General features: G+C 62.1%; 20 protein-coding genes. 2 read left to right on the top strand and 18 right to left on the bottom strand.

The genetic code is table 11. The features are described from left to right. Positions 1–17: 17 nt before the first annotated feature. The 11 genes from G7026_RS05325 to G7026_RS05275 all read right to left on the bottom strand — a co-directional run bounded on the left by G7026_RS05325 (position 18) and on the right by G7026_RS05275 (position 8,910). Positions 18–1,004 carry a DNA polymerase III subunit delta' gene (locus tag G7026_RS05325; RefSeq protein ID WP_181069712.1) on the bottom strand — a complete coding sequence of 329 codons (987 nt, stop codon included), beginning with the start codon at positions 1,002–1,004 and terminating at the stop codon, positions 18–20. After that, on the bottom strand, positions 997–1,629 hold the full coding sequence (gene tmk / locus G7026_RS05320; RefSeq protein ID WP_181069711.1) for a dTMP kinase: 633 nt from the start codon (positions 1,627–1,629) through the stop codon (positions 997–999). The genes G7026_RS05325 and tmk overlap by 8 nt, the downstream gene beginning before the upstream one ends. Beyond that, entirely contained in the window at positions 1,626–2,693 is a 1,068-nt protein-coding gene (gene mltG / locus G7026_RS05315) for an endolytic transglycosylase MltG (protein WP_181069710.1), read from the bottom strand. Before mltG ends, tmk begins: the two co-directional genes overlap by 4 nt. Then, positions 2,690–3,505, bottom strand: a complete 816-nt coding sequence (gene pabC, locus G7026_RS05310; RefSeq protein ID WP_181069832.1) for an aminodeoxychorismate lyase — start codon at positions 3,503–3,505, stop codon at positions 2,690–2,692. Before pabC ends, mltG begins: the two co-directional genes overlap by 4 nt. After that, the gene (fabF, locus tag G7026_RS05305) at positions 3,505–4,749 is read right to left on the bottom strand and encodes a beta-ketoacyl-ACP synthase II (RefSeq protein WP_181069709.1); all 1,245 of its coding nucleotides are present in this window, start codon (positions 4,747–4,749) and stop codon (positions 3,505–3,507) included. The genes pabC and fabF overlap by 1 nt, the downstream gene beginning before the upstream one ends. A gap of 184 nt (positions 4,750–4,933) precedes the next feature. Beyond that, positions 4,934–5,170: an acyl carrier protein gene (gene acpP, locus G7026_RS05300; protein WP_003283670.1), complete on the bottom strand. Its 237-nt coding sequence runs from the start codon at positions 5,168–5,170 to the stop codon at positions 4,934–4,936. Between the two features lie 196 nt (positions 5,171–5,366). Then, on the bottom strand, positions 5,367–6,110 hold the full coding sequence (fabG, locus tag G7026_RS05295; RefSeq protein ID WP_181069708.1) for a 3-oxoacyl-ACP reductase FabG: 744 nt from the start codon (positions 6,108–6,110) through the stop codon (positions 5,367–5,369). A gap of 14 nt (positions 6,111–6,124) precedes the next feature. Then, a complete protein-coding gene (gene fabD / locus G7026_RS05290) occupies positions 6,125–7,063 on the bottom strand; it encodes an ACP S-malonyltransferase (RefSeq protein ID WP_181069707.1) in 939 nt (312 codons plus the stop codon). Positions 7,064–7,173: 110 nt separating this feature from the next. Beyond that, a complete protein-coding gene (gene plsX, locus G7026_RS05285) occupies positions 7,174–8,184 on the bottom strand; it encodes a phosphate acyltransferase PlsX (protein WP_181069706.1) in 1,011 nt (336 codons plus the stop codon). Between the two features lie 3 nt (positions 8,185–8,187). Then, positions 8,188–8,370: a 50S ribosomal protein L32 gene (gene rpmF, locus G7026_RS05280; RefSeq protein WP_138409915.1), complete on the bottom strand. Its 183-nt coding sequence runs from the start codon at positions 8,368–8,370 to the stop codon at positions 8,188–8,190. A gap of 12 nt (positions 8,371–8,382) precedes the next feature. Then, positions 8,383–8,910 carry a YceD family protein gene (locus G7026_RS05275; RefSeq protein ID WP_181069705.1) on the bottom strand — a complete coding sequence of 176 codons (528 nt, stop codon included), beginning with the start codon at positions 8,908–8,910 and terminating at the stop codon, positions 8,383–8,385. 105 nt (positions 8,911–9,015) lie between these two features. On the opposite strand from G7026_RS05275, the gene G7026_RS05270 reads away from it, so the two are divergent. Then, the gene (locus G7026_RS05270) at positions 9,016–9,594 is read left to right on the top strand and encodes a Maf family protein (RefSeq protein WP_181069704.1); all 579 of its coding nucleotides are present in this window, start codon (positions 9,016–9,018) and stop codon (positions 9,592–9,594) included. Positions 9,595–9,600: 6 nt separating this feature from the next. Here the strand turns inward: G7026_RS05270 and G7026_RS05265 are convergent, their stop codons facing one another. The 3 genes from G7026_RS05265 to rluC are packed head-to-tail and all read right to left on the bottom strand — an operon-like array spanning position 9,601 to position 12,200. Continuing rightward, positions 9,601–10,578, bottom strand: a complete 978-nt coding sequence (locus tag G7026_RS05265; RefSeq protein ID WP_181069703.1) for a S49 family peptidase — start codon at positions 10,576–10,578, stop codon at positions 9,601–9,603. Next, positions 10,568–11,254 (bottom strand): HAD-IA family hydrolase, encoded by a 687-nt coding sequence (locus G7026_RS05260; protein ID WP_181069702.1) that lies wholly within the window; start codon positions 11,252–11,254, stop codon positions 10,568–10,570. The genes G7026_RS05265 and G7026_RS05260 overlap by 11 nt, the downstream gene beginning before the upstream one ends. Next, positions 11,247–12,200, bottom strand: coding sequence for a 23S rRNA pseudouridine(955/2504/2580) synthase RluC (gene rluC, locus G7026_RS05255; protein ID WP_181069701.1), 954 nt, complete (start codon positions 12,198–12,200; stop codon positions 11,247–11,249). The genes G7026_RS05260 and rluC overlap by 8 nt, the downstream gene beginning before the upstream one ends. 545 nt (positions 12,201–12,745) lie before the next feature. On the opposite strand from rluC, the gene rne reads away from it, so the two are divergent. Beyond that, positions 12,746–15,841, top strand: coding sequence for a ribonuclease E (gene rne / locus G7026_RS05250; RefSeq protein WP_219858303.1), 3,096 nt, complete (start codon positions 12,746–12,748; stop codon positions 15,839–15,841). 105 nt (positions 15,842–15,946) lie between these two features. Here the strand turns inward: rne and murB are convergent, their stop codons facing one another. Genes murB through G7026_RS05230 form a run of 4 tightly spaced genes read right to left on the bottom strand, consistent with a single transcriptional unit; the run spans position 15,947 to position 18,373 of the window. After that, the gene (gene murB / locus G7026_RS05245; RefSeq protein WP_181069700.1) at positions 15,947–16,966 is read right to left on the bottom strand and encodes a UDP-N-acetylmuramate dehydrogenase; all 1,020 of its coding nucleotides are present in this window, start codon (positions 16,964–16,966) and stop codon (positions 15,947–15,949) included. Then, entirely contained in the window at positions 16,963–17,427 is a 465-nt protein-coding gene (locus tag G7026_RS05240; protein ID WP_181069699.1) for a low molecular weight protein-tyrosine-phosphatase, read from the bottom strand. Before G7026_RS05240 ends, murB begins: the two co-directional genes overlap by 4 nt. Then, on the bottom strand, positions 17,427–18,191 hold the full coding sequence (kdsB, locus tag G7026_RS05235; RefSeq protein ID WP_181069698.1) for a 3-deoxy-manno-octulosonate cytidylyltransferase: 765 nt from the start codon (positions 18,189–18,191) through the stop codon (positions 17,427–17,429). The genes G7026_RS05240 and kdsB overlap by 1 nt, the downstream gene beginning before the upstream one ends. After that, the gene (locus tag G7026_RS05230; RefSeq protein ID WP_181069697.1) at positions 18,188–18,373 is read right to left on the bottom strand and encodes a Trm112 family protein; all 186 of its coding nucleotides are present in this window, start codon (positions 18,371–18,373) and stop codon (positions 18,188–18,190) included. The genes kdsB and G7026_RS05230 overlap by 4 nt, the downstream gene beginning before the upstream one ends. Positions 18,374–18,378: the final 5 nt, after the last annotated feature.

Genomic DNA, 18,378 nt, shown 5'->3' with positions numbered 1-18,378 from the left:
TACGATTTGCAAGGATTCTAGCCCGCTGATGGCAAGCTTGCCCACTGCACCAGCAACGCTTCGAGAAGCAAGGCACGGTTGAGGTTGGCCTTGGCCAGCACTTTCTGCCGATGCGACAGCAGCCAGTCCTGCAGCGCCAGAACCTTGTTGCGGGGCGCCTTCTGCGCCAGGTACTGCACGACCTTGCACATGTCGACCGCGCCGAGCGCATCGTCGTCGCCGGTCATCTGATGGCGCAGAATCAGGTAGGCCCACTCACTGAACCAGTCGAACACCAGCAACAGCGGCAGCGCGTTCCAGGCTTCGGCCAACTGGCTCGGCGACTGCTGCTGCTTGAGCAGCTTCTTGACGCCGTCCACCATCAACGCGCGCAACTCCAGCACACCCTGAGCATGCAGCTTGGCCGCTGCCAGCGGAGATCCGGCTGCCAGTGCCAACAGATCCGTCCGCGCCTGCGGCGTCAGCTCCGGAAGCGCCGTTTCGAGCCACGCAAGGCTCGCTTCGCGTCCAGGCAACGGGCAGGCCTGCTGGACGCAGCGACTCTTGATGGTTGGCAATAGCCGGCTGGGCTGGTGGCTGATCAACAGCAGGACCGTATCGCCCGAAGGCTCCTCCAGACTTTTGAGCAGCGCGTTGGCAGCGTTCAGGTTCATCGCCTCGGCAGGCTCGAGCAGGATCACCTTACGCCCGGCGAGCTGAGCGGTCTGGGTGACGAAGCCCACCAGATCGCGTACCTGATCGACCCGGATCGCCTTGTCTACCTCTTCGGGCTCGAGCACATAGTGATCCGGATGCGTGCCGGCGGCGAGCAGTAGGCAGCTCTTGCAGGCACCACATGCGCCCTCCGGCGCCGGACGCTGGCACAGCAGCAACGCCGCCAGACGCTCGGCCAGCGCACGCTTGCCGATTCCGACGGGGCCATGCAGCAGATAGGCATGAGCATGCTGAGTTCTACCGGCCAGCTGCTGCCAGAGCCCGGCCTGCCAGGGGTAGGCATCAGCCACGGGCGCGCTCCAGGATGCTAGGCACCAACCCATCCAACGCCGCCTGCACGCTCGCAAGGGGCTGCGCTGCGTCAAGCACCCGGTAACGCGCCGGCGCCGCTTCGGCCCGCATCAGATAGGTCCGCCGGACAGCTTCGAAAAACTCGCGTTTCTCCTGCTCGAAGCGATCGAGACGGCCACGCGCCGCGGCCCGGCTCAGACCGATATCCACCGGCAGATCGAACAGCAAAGTCAGATCCGGGCGCAGCTCGCCCTGCACGAACGTCTCCAGCAGCGCGATACGGTCAATATCCATGGCCCGCCCACCCCCCTGATAGGCATAAGTGGCATCGGTGAAGCGGTCGCAGAGCACTATCGACCCCTGCGCCAGGGCTGGCCGGATGACACCGGTCAGGTGCTGTGCTCGTGCGGCGAAGACCAACAGCAATTCGGTGTCGACCGCCATCGCCTCCTCGGCCGGCGTCAGCAGCAGCTCGCGAATCCGCTCGGCCAGCGGCGTGCCACCGGGCTCGCGGGTCAGTACGACGCTGCAGCCAGCTTTGCGCAGGCGCTCGGCGAGATACTCGCGGTTGGTGCTTTTGCCGGCGCCCTCGGGCCCTTCCAGGGTAATGAACAGTCCCGTCACTGAGCGGCCTCGCTCTCTTCCGGCTTTGGTTGCGGCGCTGGGCTGGAGCGATAGTCCGCGCGTCGCTTGAGCTGATACTCGCGGACTGCGCGGTTATGGTCGGCCAGATTGTCGGAGAACACGTGGCTGCCATCGCCACGGGCCACGAAGTAGAGACTGGTTCCCTCCTTCGGATGCAGCGCCGCATGAATGGCTTCGCGACCGACCATGGCGATCGGCGTTGGCGGCAGGCCCGCCGTGGTGTAGGTGTTGTAGGGCGTCGGCTGGCGCAGATGCGCGCGAGTGATGCGCCCTTGATATTGCTCCCCGAGGCCGTAGATCACGGTGGGGTCCGTCTGCAGCAGCATACGTTGCTCGAGGCGGCGCACGAACACCCCGGCGATCTCGCCCCGCTCGTGCGGCACGCCAGTCTCCTTCTCGATGATCGATGCCATGATCAACGCTTGGTAGGAGTCTGCATACGGCAAGCCCTCGGCGCGGTTTTCCCATTCCTCGGCGAGAACCTTTTCCAGGCGCGCATAGGCGCGCTTGAGCAGATCGAGGTCGCTCACGCTGCGGGTATAGCTGTAAGTGTCCGGAAAGAAACGCCCTTCCGGGTGCAGATCGGGCTGACCCAGCTGCGCCATGATTTCCTGATCACTCATACCCTGCAGGGTCTGTTTCAGGCGAGGCTGGGCGGCCAGCGCTGCGCGCAGCTGGCGGAAATTCCAGCCCTCGACCAGTGTCAGGGTGTACTGGACCACTTCGGCGCGCTGCCAGAGTCCGATCATCTCGCGCACCGTCATACCGGGACGCAGCTGATATTCACCGCTGTGCAAGGTCTGCCCGGAGAGATTCAGACGCCAGTAGAGGCGCAGCGAAAAGGCGTCCTGGAGCAGCCCTTCGGCCTCCAGCTGCTTGAAGATGCCACCGGGCGTATCGCCCGGCAGCACCTCGAGCAGGCGATCCTGTTCCAGGGCGAGGGGCTGTTCGAGCGAAGCGTATTGCTTCCAGGCCAGCACGCCGAGGCCGGCTACACCCAGGCCCACCACGACGATCATCAACAGAAGCAATTTACGAATCACGGGATGTCAGGCTCGGCAATAAGGGATTGAAGTTTAAGGGTCATCGGCCCGACAGGCCAGGCGTGCGACTGCAGCGATCGCACCGGCCAGATACCGTACTGGCTGTTGCAGCAGAACACCTCGCTGGCGTGCCACAACTGCCCCAGGTCGATATCTTCCTGTTCGACCTGCCAGCCCTGCTGACCGGCGATATCTAGGATTCGCTCGCGCATGATGCCCGCCACGCCGCAGCGCGCCAGGCTCGCAGTCGTCAGTCGATCATCGATAACCATGAACAGGTTGCTGAACACCCCTTCTATGACCCTTCCGGAAGTGTCGCACATCAAGCCCTCGGCATAGCGCCGATCCTGCCACTCGGCGCGAGCGAGAACCTGTTCGAGGCGGTTGAGGTGCTTGAGGCCAGCCAGCAGCGGCTGCTCCGCCAGGCGAGTCGTGCAGGGGTAGAGCGCCACGCCCTCGTCGGCATTTTCACTGGGATAGGCCGGCGCCGGCGCGGCAAGCAGCAGACGAGTGGGATGACAAGGATCAGGTGAGCCATAGCCCCGCTGCCCGGCGCCGCGCGTCAGGACCAGCTTGGCGACACCGTCGCCGAGCGACCGAGCAAAAGCCTGCAGTTCCGACCTGACGAGGTCGGGCTCGCAGGGAATCGACAGTCGCTGGCAACCATGCACAAGGCGCCGCAGATGACGCTCGGCGTATCGAGGCGAGCCATCGACGACGCGGATCGTCTCGAACAGGCCATCGCCGTAGGCCAGACCCCGATCGTGAACGGCCACCCCATCGGCGGGATACCCGTTCACCCAGCTCGATATCACTCGGCGAACCGGCGGAACACCAGCGAGCCGTTGGTGCCGCCAAAGCCGAAGGAGTTGGACAGCGAGACCTCGATGCGGCGCGATTTGGCCTCGTACGGCACGAAGTCAAGGTCGCAACCGTCATCGGGATCGTCCAGGTTGATCGTCGGAGGAGCCACCTGATCGCGAATCGCCAGAACGCTGAAGATCGCTTCGACAGCGCCAGCGGCGCCCAACAGATGCCCAATCATCGACTTGGTCGAACTGACGGATAGGCTATACGCGTGCTCGCCAAACACCGACTTGACCGCGGCAGCCTCAGCCCTGTCACCTGCCGGCGTGGAGGTGCCATGGGCATTGATGTAGTCGACGCTGCTCGCATCGATCCCCGCATCCTTGAGCGCGCTGCGCATGCAGCGACTGGCGCCAGCGCCGTCTTCCGGCGGCGAGGTCATGTGGAACGCATCGGCGCTCATGCCGAATCCGATCAGCTCGGCATGGATGGTCGCACCGCGCGCCTTGGCATGTTCGAGCTCTTCGAGCACCAGCGCACCGGCACCATCGGACAGGACGAAACCGTCGCGACCACGATCCCACGGGCGGCTCGCCGCAGTCGGATCGTCGTTGCGCGTGGACAAGGCCCGTGCGGCTCCAAAGCCACCGATACCCAGCCCACACGCAGCCATCTCTGAGCCACCAGCAATCATCACGTCCGCCTCGCCATAGGCGATGTTGCGTGCCGCCATGCCGATACAGTGAGTCGCCGTGGTACAGGCTGTCGCAATAGCGTAATTGGGCCCTTGCAGACCCAGGTGGATCGACAGGAAGCCCGAAACCATATTGATAATCGAGCCGGGGACGAAAAAGGGGGAAATCCGGCGCGGGCCCTGGTCGAACAACGATTTGCAGTTGTTCTCGATATTGGTAAGCCCACCAATGCCCGAACCCATGGCCACACCGATGCGCTCGCGGTTGGCGTCAGTGACTTCGAGCCCGGAGTCCCTGAACGCCTGGAAGCTCGCAGCCAGACCGTACTGAATAAACAAGTCGATCTTGCGTGCTTCCTTGGCCGGCAGGTACTGCTCGACATCAAAGCCCTTGATCGAACCGCCGATGCGGGTCGAATAAGCTGAAAGATCCATGTGCTCGATCAGGCCGATCCCACTGCGGCCGGCCAGAATTCCCTGCCAGCTGCTCGGCACATCGTTACCCAGAGGCGATACCATCCCCATCCCGGTGACTACGACGCGTCTACGCGACACAGCAATCTCCTTACCATTATCGTTTGGTGACGCCGTCGTGTCGCGCCCCTCGAAGGACGGTCGCGGGCAGCACCCCTACAGTTGCCACCAAGCGGCAGCGCCTGCGTACAAATCAATACCAAAGAAAAGCCGCACTACCTCATTCAAGGCAGTGCGGCTTTCCAGGTTCGAAGCGGATTACAGCTTATTGCGCGTGCGCATTGATGTAATCGATAGCTTCCTGAACGGTGGTGATCTTCTCGGCCTGCTCGTCCGGGATTTCGGTTTCGAATTCCTCTTCCAGAGCCATCACCAGTTCAACGGTGTCAAGAGAGTCGGCACCCAGGTCTTCGACGAAGGAAGCGCTATTGGTGACTTCCTCTTCTTTGACGCCAAGTTGCTCGGCAACGATTTTCTTGACGCGTTCTTCGATGGTGCTCATACCTTGTTTTCACTCCTATGGAAAAATCCAGGCAGCTGGTCTGCGCGGTAGTGTATAGAAAGCTTTTTCCGCATTTCAAGCTGAAAGCGGATCAGCATCATCCCGCGTTCAACCATCTGTCTATAAACCAGCTACGTCTTAATAACTATTTTCAGACGGCTTTTATGACTGAGCTCGACTGATCGGCGTCACACATTCAACTCATGTACATCCCGCCATTGACCGGAATAGTAGCTCCGGTGACGTAGCCTGCACCTTCTGAAGCCAGAAAAGCGACTACTTTTGCGATCTCTTCCGGCTGCCCCAGACGGGCAAGCGGGATCTGGCCGGTCAACGCATCACGCTGCGCCTCAGGCAGCTCACGTGTCATGTCGGTGTCGATAAATCCAGGGGCGACCGAGTTCACGGTGATTCCGCGCGAGCCGACTTCACGAGCCAATGCACGACCGAAACCTTCCAGGCCGGCCTTAGCCGCCGCGTAGTTCACCTGGCCGGCGTTCCCCATCGCGCCCACCACCGAGCCAATGTTGATGATGCGCCCCCAGCGCGACTTGGTCATGCCGCGCAAGACGCCCTTGGTCAGACGATACAGACTGGTGAGATTAGTATTGATGACGTCGTCCCACTCGTCATCCTTCATCCGCAACATCAAGTTATCGCGCGTGATGCCGGCGTTGTTCACCAAAATAGCCGGCTGACCGAGCTGCTGCTGGATCTGCTCGAGCGCGGCGGACACCGATTCGTCACTGCCCACGTCGAGGACCATTCCAAGGCCTTCGATGCCCTGACTCTTGAGGGTTGCCGTGATGCGCTCGGCACCTGACTCGGATGTCGCGGTTCCGATAACGGTAGCGCCTTGGCGGCCCAGTTCGAGAGCGATCGCCTGGCCGATGCCACGGCTCGCGCCGGTGACCAGTGCGACTTTGCCTTGCAGACTCATAGATATCTCCTTGTTCAGGCCAGCGCCGCGCGAGCCGCCGCGAAAGCCTCTGGGGTGTCCAGATTGTAGGTGTTAATGCCTTTGACGCAGCGCTTATTGAGCCCCGAAAGCACCTTGCCCGGGCCGCACTCGACCAGATCCGTCACCCCATGGGCATGCAGACCGACCATTGATTCGACCCAGCGAACCGGACTATAGAGCTGCGCCAGCAGATCGCGCTTGAGCGTTTCCAGATCCGTTACGACCGCCGCGCTCACGTTCTGTACCAGAGCGATCTCCGGCGCCTTCCACGCGATCGCCTGGACCGCAGCGGCGAACTGCTCGGCGGCGGGACGCATCAGGTCGCAGTGCGACGGGACGCTGACCGGCAGGGCCATGGCCCGCTTCGCGCCCTTGGCCTTGCACGCCTCGATGGCACGCTCGACGGCAGCAGCGGAACCGGCAATGACCACCTGGCCTGGCGCGTTGAAATTCACCGCGCTCACAACCTCGCCCTGGGCCGCTTCGGAACAGGCCGCCAGTACATCGGCGTCTTCAAGCCCGAGAATGGCAGCCATCCCCCCCTGCCCGGCCGGCACGGCCTGCTGCATCAATTGCCCTCGGCGTTCGACCAGCCTGACGGCATCGGCGAATGGCAGACTTCCCGCGGCAACCAGGGCTGAATACTCACCCAGGCTATGCCCAGCGACATAGGCAGGCCGCGCACCGACCTCTGCCAGCCAGAGACGCCAAAGGGCAATCGAGGCGGCGAGGATCGCCGGCTGCGTTTTGTCGGTCTGGTTCAGCCGCTCTTCGGGGCCTTGCTGCGCCAGCGCCCAGAGGTCGTAGCCCAGCGCTTGCGAGGCTTCGGCGAAGGTATCGAGAACGACAGCGTGCTGCGCACCCTGCTCGGCGAGCATCCCGACTGCCTGGGAGCCCTGACCGGGAAAGACGAAAGCAAATGATGCGGACATAACGGATCTCTTGTGGTTCTGTTCGTCTTGGAAAAGCGCCCAACGAGCTGGACGCACCAATTAGTCAGTTGGATGGCGAGCCGTCCAACAGGGTCACATCGCTGGGCACGTTAGAGCAGAAGCTCTAGCCGGCGGCGAAGCTGGTCAGGAAGATTCTGCTCGATTTCCTGCACGGCATGGCGCAGCGCCGTACGAAATCCTTCGCGCCCGGCAGCACCATGACTTTTAACCACGATTCCCTGCAACCCCAAGAAGCTGGCACCATTGTGCGCGGCGGGCGTCAGCTCGCCACGCAACTGCCGCAGCAGCGGTAACGCCAGAATACCGACCAGACGCGCGCCCATCGAACGCTTGAACAGTGCCTCGACGCGCTCGCCGACCATCTCGGCCAGTCCTTCGCTGGATTTGAGCAGCAGATTGCCGACGAAGCCGTCGCAGACCGCCACATCGGCATCACCACGAAACAACCCGTCGCCTTCTATGAATCCCCGGTAATTGAGTGCAGGGGTTTGTTGCAACAGTTTAGCCGCGAGCTTGACCTGCTGATTCCCCTTGATCTCCTCGGTCCCGACATTGAGCAAGGCGACCCTTGGGCGATCCACGCCCATGGCACTGGCTGCAACCGACCCCATCAAGGCGAACTGATAGAGTTGCCGTGCATCACAATCGACATTGGCACCCAGATCCAGCAACAGACAGGAACCGCCATGACGGGTCGGAATTGTCGTCACTATGGCCGGCCGATCGATTCCAGGGAGTGTTTTCAACAAGTGGCGTGCCAACGCCATCAGCGCACCGGTGTTGCCCGCACTGACGCACGCGTGCGCTTGACCGTCGCGCACCAGTTCGAGCGCCAGCCGCATCGACGATCTAGGCTTGCCGCGCAAAGCCAGCGCCGGACGCTCATCCATGGAGATGACCTGATCGGCATCGACAATCTGCAGGCGCGACCGATCGACACCGAGGGTGGCGCCGACAAGAGATTCGATAAGGGAACGTTGACCGACAAGGGTCAGATGCAGCGAGGGGAATTCAGCCAGACAGTCGAGACTGGCCGGAACAATGCAGTGGGGACCAAAGTCCCCACCCATTGCATCAATCGCGATGATCGGGGCGGACAAGGATTACTCGTCGGAGCCCTTGTCGATCACCTTGCGACCACGGTAGAAACCTTCCGGAGAAACGTGGTGGCGCAGGTGAACTTCACCGGTGCTCTTTTCTACCGACAGGGCGTTCGGCTCGAGCGCGTCGTGCGAACGACGCATGTCACGGGCGGAACGGGATTTTTTGTTCTGCTGAACAGCCATCTGGATCAACTCCTAAACGTTTGGGTCACGCTTTAACTGCGCCAGCACGCTGAACGGGTTGGACCGCTTAACCTCGTCCTCTGTCGGCTCGGGCTCTTCCAGCCCAGCCGGCGGCTGGCAAATTTCAGGGTCATGGAGTGGAACAATCGGTAGCGCGAGCAAAAGCTCGTCTTCGACCAGCGCCAGCAGATCCAGAGGATCCTCTCCTACTTCCAGCACGTCATAGCCCTTGGGCAGGTGCTGGATATTCGCGCCTTCATTCACGACCGCGTAATCGCACTCACTGTGAATCGGCAGAACAACCTGCTCCAGACAACGCTGGCAAATCATTGTGACATCCACCTCGAGCTCGCTGTGGATCACCACAGACTTCTGCTCGTCGCGCCCAAAGATCAAACGGGCGCGCACCGCACCCCGATCATCCTCAAGAGGATCGGTGAGCCGCTTGAGGCTCGCCAGAGGAATCTCACCTTCAAAGGTGGTTTCCCGGTCGGCGTGCTTGCGCGGATCAACGTGCGAAGGTATCGGTCCTTTAAACATAAGCGCGGCATTCTAGGGATGCACTCTGTCCCTGTCAAAGGAATTCCATCCCGTCTTTTACAGCCGTAACCTACAGCCGCTGCCTATATATAAAGGAAGGAAATAATGCGCCACCTGCTGCTTGCATCCAGCTCGATCTATCGGCGAGAGTTGCTCTCACGCCTGCGCCTGCCCTTCGACCACGCAGCCCCGGACATAGACGAAACACCGCACCCACAGGAGACGGCCGAAGCGCTCGCGCGACGACTGGCAGAACAGAAGACACGTGCGCTTGCGCAGAGCTACCCACAGCACCTGATCATAGGCTCCGACCAGGTTGCGGTGCTCGACCAGCAAATCCTCGGCAAGCCTCTCACCTTCGAGCGCGCCCGCCAGCAACTGCAAGCCGCCAGCGGCAAGCAGGTACGATTCCTTACCGCACTAGCACTGCTTAACGCCGAGAACGGCCACCTGCAGGTGGATTGCATCCCCTTCAGCGTTCAGTTCCGACAATTGAGCGAAGCGCAGATCGACCGCTACCTCGAAGCCGAGCAGCCCTACGATTGCGCCGGCAGCTTCAAGGTGGAAGGACTGGGCATCAGCCTGCTCCGCTCAACCGAAGGCGCCGACCTTACCAGCCTGATCGGCCTGCCACTGATCAGACTGGTCGACATGCTCGCCAACGAAGGCATCGAGGTTCCCTGACTGGCATCAGCGCAGCGTAGGTCCCTGCAAACCGACCCATAGAGCCAGGTGCTCGGCGACACTCGCGCCGAGGCGCTTTGTGAAGCGGTCAAAGGGCGAATCTTTTACCGTGTAGTCCACGATTTCAGGCTCGCCAACCACCTCACGGGCGACATACCCCGTACTGCCCAAGCCATCGATAAGCCCAAGCTCCAACGCCTGTTCTCCCGACCAGATCAGGCCGGAGAACAACTCTGGATGCTCGGCATCCTGCAGCCGATCACCCCGCCCCTGCTTGACGCTGTCGATGAACTGGCGATGAGTAGTACCCAGCACACTCGTCCAGAACTCGGTTTCTTCCGGTTTCTGCGGCTGGAAGGGGTCGAGAAATGCCTTATGCTCGCCCGAGGTATACACGCGTCGTTCCACACCAAGCTTCTGCATGGCATCGACGAAGCCGAAGGTGGCAGCCGTCACCCCGATGGACCCGACCAGACTGGACTTGTCGGCATAGATTTCATCAGCCGCACTGGCGATGTAATAGGCACCAGAGGCACCCAAGTCGGTAATTACGGCGTAAAGCTTGATGGCTGGGTATTCCCCACGCAGACGACGAATCTCGTCATAGATATAGCCAGACTGCACTGGACTTCCACCCGGACTGTTTATCCGCAGTATCACGGCCTTCGTCCCTTCAGCCTCATACGCCGCGCGCAAAGCACCCACGACGTTATCGGCACTGGCCGCCTCATCATCGGCAATCATGCCGCGCACATTGATGACCGCCGTATGGCTGGTACTGCTCTTCTCCTTACCCAATTGCAACAGCGGTGAAAACATCAGCAGCGCGCCGAACAAATAGGCGAAGGTCAACAGCTTGAAGAAGATACCCCAGCGCCTGGCGCGACGCTGCTCTTGCACACCGGCCAGCAACGTCTTCTCCAGCAGACGCCAGCTTCTGCGGTCCTCCTTGTCTCCGTCCGGTGAATTCCACTCATCCGACATAACATTCCACCTCACTGGCATTCCGAGCAGCGAGCCAGCCGCTCAGCTCCTCGAAACGATTGATCATTCGTTGTGGCGAATGCAGCGCCAACACTTCTGGCGCCTGAGCACCATAACTCACAGCAATTGCATCCATTCCGGCACGCTGCGCCATCTGCAGATCGAAAATCGAATCCCCAATCATTACCGCCTGATCGGAGCGCTTGCCGCAATGGGCAAGAATCTCGTCGAGCATCAACGGATCGGGTTTGCTGGCCGTCTCGTCGGCGCAGCGGGTGATATCGAAATAATCTTCCCAGCGATGCGCCGCGAGCACCCTATCCAGACCACGACGACTCTTACCCGTTGCAACCGCCAGCAACAAACCCTGCTCGCGAAACTTCGCAAGCAATTCGACCACGCCGGGAAACAGAGGCGACGGTTGATGTTCCAGCGCCAGGTACTGCTCGCTGTAACGCTGACGGAACACCTCGATCGAAGCCGCACCGGTCAGCTGCGGATAGAGATGAGCAATCGCTTCGGGCAAGGCGAGCCCGATAATACCCTTGACCGCCGCATCGTCGAGCCGAGGCAGATCGCAGGCGTCCGCAGCCTGATGCATCGCCTGGACGATCCGGCCGATGGAATCGGCAAGCGTGCCATCCCAATCGAAGATAAGCAGTTCGCAATTACTCACCCAGGCGCTCCAAGGTATGCGCCCACATCTCGTCCACCGGGGCCTCCAGCGCCAGCTCGCCCCCATCGGGCAGCGGCACCTTTAATGCGTAGGCATGCAGGAAAAGTCGCTTGCCGCCCAGCTCACGAATTTCCTGGGTAAACGTCTCGTCTCCGTATTTGCTGTCGCCCGCGATGCTATGACCGGCATGCCGGGCATGGACCCGGATCTGATGAGTGCGCCCGGTGATCGGCTTGGCCTCGACCAGAGTGGCGAAGTCACCGAAACGGCGTAGCACACGAAACAGGGTCAACGCATCCTTACCCTCCTCACTGACCTCCACCATGCGCTCCCCGGAGCGCAACGTGTTCTTTTCCAGCGGCGCATTGACCTGCTTCTTGCTGGTTTCCCAGCGGCCGCGTACCAGCGCCATATAGCGTTTGTCCACACCATCGCCCCGCAGGGCCTGATGCAGATGCCTCAACATGCTGCGCTTCTTCGCGATCATCAGCAGCCCGGACGTATCGCGATCGAGCCGATGGACCAACTCAAGCTCCTTGGCATCGGGACGCAACTGACGCAGCGCCTCGATCACGCCAAAGCTGAGCCCGCTGCCGCCATGCACGGCGATCCCGGCCGGCTTGTTCATCACGATCAGCGCCTTGTCTTCGTGAACGATGGACGCCTCGAGGCGCTCGAGCAGACCAGCAGCCAGCGGCGCGGGCTCGTCGCGCTCGGGTAGACGAAGCGGCGGCACGCGCACCACATCGCCGGCCTGCAGCTTGTATTCGGGCTTGATGCGCCCCTTGTTCACTCGCACTTCGCCCTTGCGCAGAATGCGGTAGATCAGGGTTTTGGGGACACCCTTGAGCTGCGTGCGGAGAAAGTTGTCAATGCGCTGGCCGGCAAGTTCCGGCGAGACCTCGATCAGCTGGACGCCGGAGGCCTGGGATGGGGTATTGGTCATCGCGGCATCATAGCAATTTCGCCAGTTTGAAGCACTCAAACATTGCTGTTATAGTCCCGAACGCCGCCAAAAGCGGAGTGTCTGCGGATGCCTGTCATATCGCCATCCCTGACGAAGCAAATGTTTGAGGACGTGAGGCTGTCCGACGGGGCTTTCTTCAAGTGCAAAGCCCCGAAACAAGCCCAACGACATGATGCGTGCCCCCGCTGGGGAATCGTGACAATCGCCAACCCGCTCTGGATTCTGCGGGCGGCACCCGATTTTCAAAGGATAAGTGTTGGGTGGAGATGCACAGCCATCGGATTGCGTAGCAAAGGCTTTCACAGACGCGTCATTCCGTCCGCTACCATGGCTGATTCCTCCTCCCTGACCGCAGCTGCTGTTCCGACAGTTAGCAGGAGACGTCGTCGCGACGCTGGCCCTACTGGCCTCACATCGCTAGACACTGGAATGCCTTACAACCATTCCTGACGCACCTGACACCGACCGTGAGAGTCGTGTGTGCCGAACGCCGTTTCCGGAAGCCCGGAAACCGACGGTACTACATGAAAAGAATGCTAATTAACGCAACTCAGCCCGAAGAGTTGCGTGTCGCACTGGTCGATGGACAACGTCTGTTCGACCTCGATATCGAATCGGGCGCCCGTGAGCAGAAAAAAGCCAACATCTACAAAGGCAAGATTACCCGCGTAGAACCAAGCCTCGAAGCGGCTTTCGTCGACTTCGGTGCCGAGCGCCACGGCTTCCTTCCGCTGAAGGAAATCTCCCGCGAATATTTCAAGAAGAGCCCCGAAGGCCGGGTGAACATCAAGGATGTTCTGTCCGAAGGCCAGGAAGTCATCGTTCAGGTAGAAAAGGAAGAGCGCGGCAACAAGGGCGCTGCTCTGACTACGTTCATCAGCCTCGCCGGCCGTTATCTGGTGCTGATGCCGAACAACCCGCGTGCGGGCGGCATTTCTCGCCGCATCGAGGGCGAGGAACGCAACGAGCTGCGCGAAGCGCTCAACGGCCTCGACATTCCGGCCGACATGGGTTTGATCGTGCGTACCGCCGGTCTTGGCCGCAGCAGCGAAGAGCTGCAGTGGGACCTGGATTACCTGCTCCAACTGTGGGGTGCAGTGAAGGACGCGTCGCAAGATCGCGCGCCCTTCCTGATCTACCAGGAATCCAACGTCATCATTCGTGCCATCCGTGATTACCTGCGCCAGGACATCGGCGAAGTACTGGTCGACAGCGTCGAAGCCCAGGAAGAAGCCCTAACCTTCATCCGCCAGGTGATGCCGCAGTACGCGAGCAAGATCAAGCTGTACGAAGACAGCGTTCCGCTGTTCAACCGTTTCCAGATCGAAAGCCAGATCGAGACTGCCTTCCAGCGCGAAGTGAAGCTTCCGTCGGGCGGCTCGATCGTGATCGACCCGACCGAGGCCTTGGTGTCCATCGACATCAACTCGGCACGCGCCACCAAGGGTGGCGACATCGAAGAAACCGCCCTGCAGACAAACCTCGAAGCGGCCGAGGAAATCGCCCGCCAGCTGCGCCTGCGCGACATCGGCGGCCTGATCGTGATCGACTTCATCGACATGACTCCGGCCAAGAATCAGCGCGCGGTGGAAGAGAAGGTTCGCGAAGCACTCGAGGCCGATCGCGCCCGCGTGCAGGTCGGCCGTATTTCCCGCTTCGGCCTGCTGGAAATGTCCCGCCAGCGCCTTCGCCCCTCCCTCGGCGAAACCAGCGGTATCGTCTGCCCACGCTGCAACGGACAAGGCATCATCCGTGACGTCGAATCCCTCTCGCTGGCCATTCTGCGCCTGATCGAAGAAGAAGCCCTGAAGGATCGCACCGCCGAGGTCCGCGCCCGCGTGCCGTTCCAGGTTGCCGCCTTCCTGCTCAACGAGAAGCGCAACGCGATCACCAAGATCGAACTGCGCACCCGTGCGCGCATCTTCATTCTTCCGGACGACCACCTGGAAACACCGCATTTCGAAGTGGTACGCCTGCGTGACGACAGCCCGGAAATTTTGGCCGGCCAGGCCAGCTATGAAATGAGCCCACCAGAAGTCGAGGAGGCTCAGCCGATCAGTTCCACCCGCACACTGGTTCGCCAGGAAGCGGCTGTGAAGGCAGCGCCTCAGCGCAGCGCTCCGGTTCCGACCGAGCCGGCGCAAACCGTAGCGACCGAGCAGAAGCCCGAGCCGAGCCTGTTCAAGGGCCTGGTCAAGTCGCTGGTCAGCCTGTTTGCCGGCAAGGAAGAGCCAAAGCCGGTTGAAGTTGAAAAGAAGCCCGCTTCGCCACGCCAACCGCGCAATGATGAGCGACGCAACGGCCGCCAGCAGAACCGTCGCCGTGACAGCCGCGACGGCCGTGGTCCTCGCGACGAAGAGCGCAAGCCTCGTGAAGAACGCCAGAGCCGCGAGGAGCGCCAGCCGCGTCCGCCGCGCGAAGAGCGCAAACCGCGCGAGCCCCGTGAAACACGTGAGCCTCGCGAGCAGAACGAAACTGTCGAGGCCCAGGAGCAGCAACCGCGCCGCGAGCGCGCTCCACGCGAAGACCGTCAGCCTCGTGAAGAACGCAAGCGTGAACTGCGCGCACCGCTCGACGAGGCCGGCGAATCGCCAGCCGTGGCCAGCGAAGAACGCACCGAACGCAAGCCGCGCGTACCGCGCGAAGAGCGCAAGCCGCGTGTCGAAGAGACAGTGACCGAAGACGAGCTGCAGCAGCAGGAAGAAGGCCACGACGACGAACAATCCTCGGCCGATGGCGAGCGTCCTCGCCGCCGCTCCCGTGGCCAGCGTCGCCGCAGCAATCGCCGCGAACGCCAGCATGATGCCAACGGCAACGAGATCGAATCGGCAGAAGGCAGCGAAGGCAGCGAAGGCGATAAGACCAGTGCGGACGCCGAGCGTGAAGCTCCGGTGAAATCGGCCGATGTGGCCATTGCCGCCACGGCTGCTGCAATCGCCGCCAATACCGCCGATACCGATGCGCAGCCCTTCGAAGAAGCACCTGCCGAGCACACGCCGATCGAAGCCGAGGCGGTACCTGTCGCTGCGGTAAGTGAATCGCTGTCGCCGAACGCGGAAGTCGAGGCGCCGGCCGCGCGGGAGCAGGTCTCTGAGGAACCGACGCCCGAGCCGCTGCTGGAGCCCACCGCTCCGGCAGTCCCGATGGTAGCCGAGACGCCCGCGCTGGCTGAACCTGCGCCCGCTCCGGTGTCGGAACCCGCTGCCGAGCCAGCCGTACCTCAACCGGTCGAGGCTGTGAAGAGCGAAGCAGTGGTCCCGTCGAGCACCGGCCGTGCGCCTAACGACCCACGCGAAGTGCGTCGTCGCAAGCGCGAAGCCGAGCGCCTGGCGCGCGAAGCAGCTGAAGCGCAGGCCGCAGCGGCATCCGAACCGGCAGTGGCAGTAGAGCAACCTCTCGCCACACCAGAGATCGTTGCCAGCGCCCCCGTGGAACTCGAGCAGCCCACAGCCGAGCCATTGCCCGAGCAGGTCGTCGCGCAGCCTGACGCAACCGCGCCTGGCGAAACCGAGCAGACGCTAGAGCAGACGCCTGCGCGCGCACCGCTTGAAACATCTGTGACGGATGAGCAGCCGGCTGACGGCGAGACCGAAGCAGACAAGGACAAGCCCCAAGGCTGATCCTTGAACGAGAAAAAGGGATGCTTAGGCATCCCTTTTTTTTTGGCTCCGAAAGTTCGTACACGTCGCGGAGGCACACCCGATCGGCCCCGCTCGTACCGCGCCCTAAAGCAGGTTCGGCTCGATTTCCAGCTCCACACCGAAACGCTCAAGGATGTCGGCCTGGATGCGCCTGGCCAGGCCAAGCAGCTGACCGCCGGTAGCATTGCCATAATTGACGAGTACCAACGCCTGCAGGCTGTGCACGCCCGCATCGCCATCCCTGAAGCCCTTCCATCCGGCTCGCTCGATAAGCCAGCCCGCAGCGAGCTTCACCCGCCCGTCCGGCTGCGGATAAGCGACCAGATCCGGATAGCGCTCGCGCAACGTCGCAGCCAGCGACGACGCCACCAGAGGATTCTTGAAGAAGCTGCCTGCATTCCCCAGCTCGCGCGGATCCGGCAATTTTTCGCTGCGTATGGCACAAACTGCACGACTCACATCGATCGCCGTCGGCTGGGTGACGCCCTGCTCTGCCAACTTCTGGCGAATCGGGCCATAGTCGAGGTGCAGCCGCCCTTTGCGCTCCAGCGCGAAACGCACACTCAGGATCAGCCAGCGGCCCGGCTCGCGCTTGAACAGGCTGTCGCGGTAATCGAAGGCACATTGCTCCACGGAAAACTCATACACCTCTCCCGAGTGGAGGTTCACAGCCGTCAAGCTGTGCATTACGTCTTTGAACTCGACACCATAGGCGCCGATATTCTGCACCGGCGCCGCGCCTACGGTACCGGGAATCAGACTCAGGTTTTCCAGACCGACCAGACCCAGCTCAAGGCTGCGCAACACGAGCGGATGCCAGGGCTCGCCTGCCTGCGCCTCCAGAATGACCTGATCGCCGTGGTCGGCGACGACGCCGATGCCCCGGTTGACCATTCGCACCACCACCGCCTGCACATCGGAAGTCAGCAACAGATTGCTGCCGCCGCCCAGTATCCACAGCGGCATGCCCAGCTCGCGTGCTGCGGCGCGTATCCGCGGGACGTCCTCATGCGAGCCGGCCTCTGCATACCAGCGCGCCCGCACGTCCAGGCCAAACGTATTGTAGGGACGTAGGCTCACCCATTCCTGCAGCGCCAGACTCACAGAAGCCTCCGGATGTCATCGAGCAATACCTCGCTCCCCCGCTCGACCAGATCGAGGACCCGATCGAAGCCGTCATCCTGACCGTAATAGGGATCGGGCACATCCTCCGGCATCATGCCAACGTGACGCAGGAACAGATCCAGTCTCGCCGCGCTGGCAGCCGGCCTGATCGACCGCAGGTCCGCCAGGTTCTGCGCATCCATCGCCAGGATCAGGTCGAACCGGTCGAAGTCCTCCGGTGAGACCTGACGCGCCCTTAGTGGGCTCAAGTCATAACCGCGAAGGCCGGCGGCGACAGTCGCCCGGCTATCGGGCGCCTTGCCTACGTGCCAGTTCCCCGTGCCTGCGGAGTCGATAACGACCACGCTGTCGAGCCCGGCCTGGCGCAACCTGTGCTGAAACACTGCCTCGACGGTGGGCGACCGGCAGATGTTGCCGAGGCAGACGAAGAGTATTCGCATCAGCCCCCCAGCAACCGTCGCACCCGCTCCAGATCCTCAGGGGTATCGACGCCAGCGGGCGGCGGCTCCACCGCGTCGGCAACATGGATACGCTGCCCATTCCACAGCGCCCGCAATTGCTCCAGCGCCTCGGTGTTCTCCAGCCAGCAAGCCCCCCAGGCGACGAAGTCGGCGAGAAAGCCCGCACGGTAGGCGTAGATGCCGATATGACGCCGGTAGGGCACGTCAGCAGGAAGCCGATCACGGCTACTGGAGAAATCGTCGCGCGCCCAGGGCAAGGGCGCCCGACTGAACGTCAGTGCTAGCCCATCGCGGTCGGTCAGGACCTTGACCACGTTGGGATTGAACAGGCTCGCCGCGTCATGCAGCGGCTCGGCCAGCGTCGCGATCGCCGCCTCGGGATGAGCTGCGAGGTTCGCCGCCACCTGATCGATGACCGCTGGCGGAATCAACGGCTCGTCACCCTGCACATTGACCACGATCGCATCCGCGGCAAGGCCGAGCTGCGCGGCGACCTCCGCCAGACGATCGGTACCGGAGTTGTGGTCGGCACGCGTCATCAGCGCCTCGGCACCAAAGCCGCGGCATGCATCGAGAATGCGCGCATCGTCAGTCGCGACCACTACCCGCGCGGCAGAACTGCTGCTGGCACGCTCCCATACGTGGCGAATCATCGGCTTGCCGGCAATCTCCTGCAGGGGCTTGCCAGGCAGTCGGCTCGAAGCGTAGCGCGCCGGGATCACCACGGTATAGAGGTCGCTCATTTGTCCAGGCGCTCATCCACGTCCAATGTGCGCGCTTCACTTTCCAGCATCACCGGAATCCCATCGCGCACCGGGAAGGCCAGGCCATCGGCGCGGCACACGAGTTCGGTCTTGTCGGCCTCAAGACGCAGCGGCCCCTTGCAAAGCGGGCAGGCCAGGATATCGAGCAGTTTGGTGTCCATGGGCA

This window comes from Stutzerimonas azotifigens (assembly GCF_013522725.1).
GTDB lineage: Bacteria > Pseudomonadota > Gammaproteobacteria > Pseudomonadales > Pseudomonadaceae > Stutzerimonas > Stutzerimonas azotifigens_A.
This window is presented reverse-complemented; position numbering and strand designations above follow the sequence as displayed.